4 protein-coding genes are annotated in these 3602 nt (G+C 73.3%); 2 read left to right on the forward strand and 2 right to left on the reverse strand.

Translation table 11 applies throughout. The features are described from left to right. Positions 1-1197, forward strand: a 1197-nt coding sequence (locus AXW62_RS29855) for a YeeE/YedE family protein (protein ID WP_060947254.1), incomplete at its 5' end; no start/stop codon positions are given. A 283-nt stretch (positions 1198-1480) separates the two neighbouring features. Beyond that, the gene (locus tag AXW62_RS29860; RefSeq protein WP_060947255.1) at positions 1481-1942 is read left to right on the forward strand and encodes a MarR family winged helix-turn-helix transcriptional regulator; all 462 of its coding nucleotides are present in this window, start codon (positions 1481-1483) and stop codon (positions 1940-1942) included. Between the two features lie 91 nt (positions 1943-2033). Here AXW62_RS29860 and AXW62_RS29865 read toward each other — a convergent pair whose 3' ends face one another. Both AXW62_RS29865 and AXW62_RS29870 read right to left on the reverse strand, forming a co-directional pair. Continuing rightward, a complete protein-coding gene (locus AXW62_RS29865) occupies positions 2034-2768 on the reverse strand; it encodes a DJ-1/PfpI family protein (protein WP_051886658.1) in 735 nt (244 codons plus the stop codon). 185 nt (positions 2769-2953) lie between these two features. Then, positions 2954-3602: hypothetical protein (locus AXW62_RS29870; protein WP_060947256.1), on the reverse strand; the 649-nt coding region annotated here is incomplete at its 5' end.

Consider the following 3602-nt stretch of genomic DNA (forward strand, 5'->3'; position numbering starts at 1 on the left):
CCCGCCGCGCCACCGGTGCGCCGGGTGCCGCTCGCCGTGTCCGGGCTGCTCGGCGCGGCGCTGACCGCGTATGTGTGGGCCGCCCACGGGGCCAAGCCCGGCGTCCTGCTGCTGCTCGGTCTCGCCCTGGGAGTGGCCCTCTTCCACTCCCGCTTCGGCTTCACCTCCGCCTGGCGGCAGCTGGTCGCCGTCGGCAACGGCACCGGTCTGCGCGCCCACGCCCTGCTGCTGGGCACCACGGCCACGCTGTTCGCCCTGCTCATCGGGACGAAAACCGGGCTGTTCGGATCCGCGCCCGCGCCCTCGGCCGGACCGCTGGGCCTCGGCCTGCTGATCGGTTCGTTCGTCTTCGCCGTCGGAATGCAACTCGGCGGGGCCTGCGCCTCCGGCACCCTGTTCGCGGTGGGTTCGGGACAGACGTCGATCCTGCTCACCCTCGGCGGCTTCATCGCCGGGGCAACCCTCGCCGCCTGGCAGTTCGACCTGTGGAAGGACCTGCCCGCACTGGAGCCGGTGGTCATGGCCGACCACATCGGCTGGTTCGGCTCCTGGGCGGTGACGATCCTCGCGCTCGCCGCCATCGTGCTGGTCAGCCGTCGCGTCCAGGCCCGCCGCAACCCGCCGCCGATCGGCCCGGTGCCCTCGGCGCGCGGTGCCGCCGCCCGCGTCCTGCGCGGCTCCTGGCCGCTGGCCGTCGGCGCCCTGGCGCTGGCCGTACTGGGCGCCGGCGTCCTGCTCGTCTCCGGCGGCGCGTGGGGCGTCACCAGCGCCTTCAGCCTGTGGGGCGCGGAGCTGGTGCGGGCGCTCGGCGGCCACCCGGAGAGCTGGAGCTGGTGGCAGCAGCCCGGGAACAAGGAGATGCTCGCCGGGCCGGTGCTCGCCGACAAGACCAGCCTCACCGACATCGGCATCATGATCGGCGCGGCGGTCGCCGCGGCGCTCGGCGGCACCTGGACCCTGCACCGCGGAGTGCCGTGGCGGACGGCGACCGCCGCGGTACTGGGCGGGGTGCTGATGGGCATCGGTGCCCGGCTGGCGGGCGGCTGCAACATCGGCGCCTACCTCGCGGGCATCGCCTCCGGCAGTCTGCACGGCTGGATCTGGGGCGCCTCCGCCCTCCTCGGCACCTGGGCCGGGCTCAGGCTGCGGCCGCTCTTCGGCCTGGGGAACCCGAAGCCGGGCGACGGCGTCTGCTGAGGACCACCGAGTGACGGGCCGGGCGAGGCGCTTCCGCGCGGCCTATGGGCCGCGCCCTACGGGACGAGACGGCCCGGAGACGCCCAGGCGGCACCGGCCGCCGGACGACAGCCGGTGCGGCCACCGGCACATGCCGCGGCGGGCGAGCGCCGCCCGGTCCCAAGGCGGTTCGGGCCGGTCCTCCCCCCGCACCGCTGCCTCGCAGGGCAGCGTGGGCATCCCGGTCCGGCGGATGGGTTACATTCAGACTGAACCCGCTGTACCGCTGAACTCAGGGTGTGCGATGACGGACCAGACCCCGCAGCCGGGCCCCGGCCCGATCCCGCAGCCAGGCCCTGCCTTCCTCCTGGCGGTACTGGGGCGTCTCATCCGGGACGACGTCGAGACCGCACTGCGGCCGACCGGGTACACGCTGCGCCACCTGTCGATCCTGGGGCATCTGCAGCGCGAGCCGGGGCTGTCGTACAGCGAACTCGCCCGGCGAGCCGGGGTGACCGCCCAGAGCGCGCACGCCACCGTCCGTCAGCTCGAACAGCGGGGGGCGGTCGAGCCCAGGAACTTCCTCGGCCGCGGCCACACGGCGGAACTCCACGTCACCGATGAGGGGCGCGCGCTGATCGAGGCGGGCAAACGCGCCTACGCCGCCTCGGACAGCGATCTGGGCAGCGCCCTGAGCAGCGAGCAACTCGCCACCCTGACCGATCTGCTGATGACGGCCCTCTCCTCGTGCCGGCAACGCTCATAGCCTTCGGCCCCGTTCATGACGGGCGGGGCCCACATCCGGGTTCCGGAGGGGCCCCGTCGGAGTGGCGGACGCGCGACGCCGCCGTACCGGCTCAGGCAGGCGCGTCCAGGCGGGCGCCGACCCGCTTCATCACCTCTTCCATGAGCGTGGTCATCCCCTGGGCGCGGGCCAGCGCCCGAGCCGTGAGTTCGGGGCCTGCCAGCTCCGGGGTACCCACCTGGAACAGCGGCTCGGGAGCGTACTCGGCTTGCAGGATCGCCTCGCGCGCCATGTCGTCACCGTAGATGTCCTGGATCAGCCGGAAAGCGATCTCGAACCCGCCGGTGGCCGGTCCGGCGGTGATCCGGTTTCGGTCCTCCACCACGTTCCCGGGCTGGTGGATGGCCCCTACGTACGGCAGCAGATGGACGGCGGTGAAGTTGGTGGTGGCTCGGTACCCCCGCAGCAGGCCCGCCGCCCCCATGAGCAGGGCGCCCGTACAGGAACCCGCCACCCAGCGGGCCCGGCTGCCGCGGTCGGCCAGGAACTCGAGGGTCTCGGCGTCCTCGAAGACCTCGGGGGACACCGCACCCGCGTAGAGGATGTCCACGTCCTCCGGGCAGTCGTCGAACGTGGTCGTCGGCCGGGTGGGGAACGTCGGTACCCCCATCACCTCGTCGGTGTTCTTCCACACCAGGTGGAGGTTGACCCCGGGGAGGATGCCGAGGGCGGTCTGCGGGCCGATGATGTCGACCGGCCAGTAGCCGGGCGCCACCAGGATCGCCACCTGAAGGGGTGTGCCCGCGGCCTCGGGCAGGTCGAGCCGCACGGGAGCAGGGTCGGACATGTCGCCTCCTTCTCTGACAAGCAACATGGCCAACCTATCAGGCAGGCTTAAAGTCTGCCTGATGCGGTGCCACGGCGAGGAGGGCGGAGAATCCTGGTCCGTTATGGACGCCCACGACTCCACGGTCGTCTGCCACGCGCCCCTCCCCGCCGACGCCGAGGACGGCGACGGCGGGGAGACCGGGCTCAGCAGCCGATGCGGGAGGTGCCGACGGCCACGTCGTCGTACCAGAGGGTGTCATCGCCCTCGCCGTAGCTCTCCCAGCCCAGCCGCAGATCGCCCGGGGCGGGCCGCCATCCGCCCCGGGCGAGCCACTGCTGGTCGACGTCCTGGGTCGGGGTGCCGTCGACCACCAGCCCGGTGACGAGCGCGCCGTTGACCCAGGTGTCCAGGCGGCCCGCGGTGCGGTCGAGGCGGAACTCCAGGCAGGTCCAGGTGTTGACGGGCAGGGGGGTGCTGAGCGCGACGCCCGCCGGGCTCTGGGCAGGGAGAGTGGCGTCGTCCGACTCGCGGTTCCACTGCAGCGCCTTGTTCTGGCCCCCCATGCGCAGGTCCTTGCCGTTGTCATTGGCGTCGCGCAGGGCGGCGAACGTGACGTGCTGGGCGGGCAGGGCGGTGGTGTGGCGGACCCAGAAGCGGGCGTAGAGATCAGCGCCGGACGGCAGCCCGGACAGCGAGGTGCCGGCGAAGGCGTGGTTGCAGTACCCCGCCTTGCCCGTGATCCGCACCGACGTGGTACCGCCGTGGGCCGTCGTGGTGTCCACGGTGGCGGTGCCGGTGCCCGAGCAGTTGGCGACGGCCGTGGTCCAGCGGCCGGCGGGGGTGGTCCCGGTC

The sequence above is a fragment of the Streptomyces hygroscopicus subsp. hygroscopicus genome, from assembly GCF_001553455.1.
In the GTDB taxonomy this organism is placed as follows: domain Bacteria; phylum Actinomycetota; class Actinomycetes; order Streptomycetales; family Streptomycetaceae; genus Streptomyces; species Streptomyces hygroscopicus.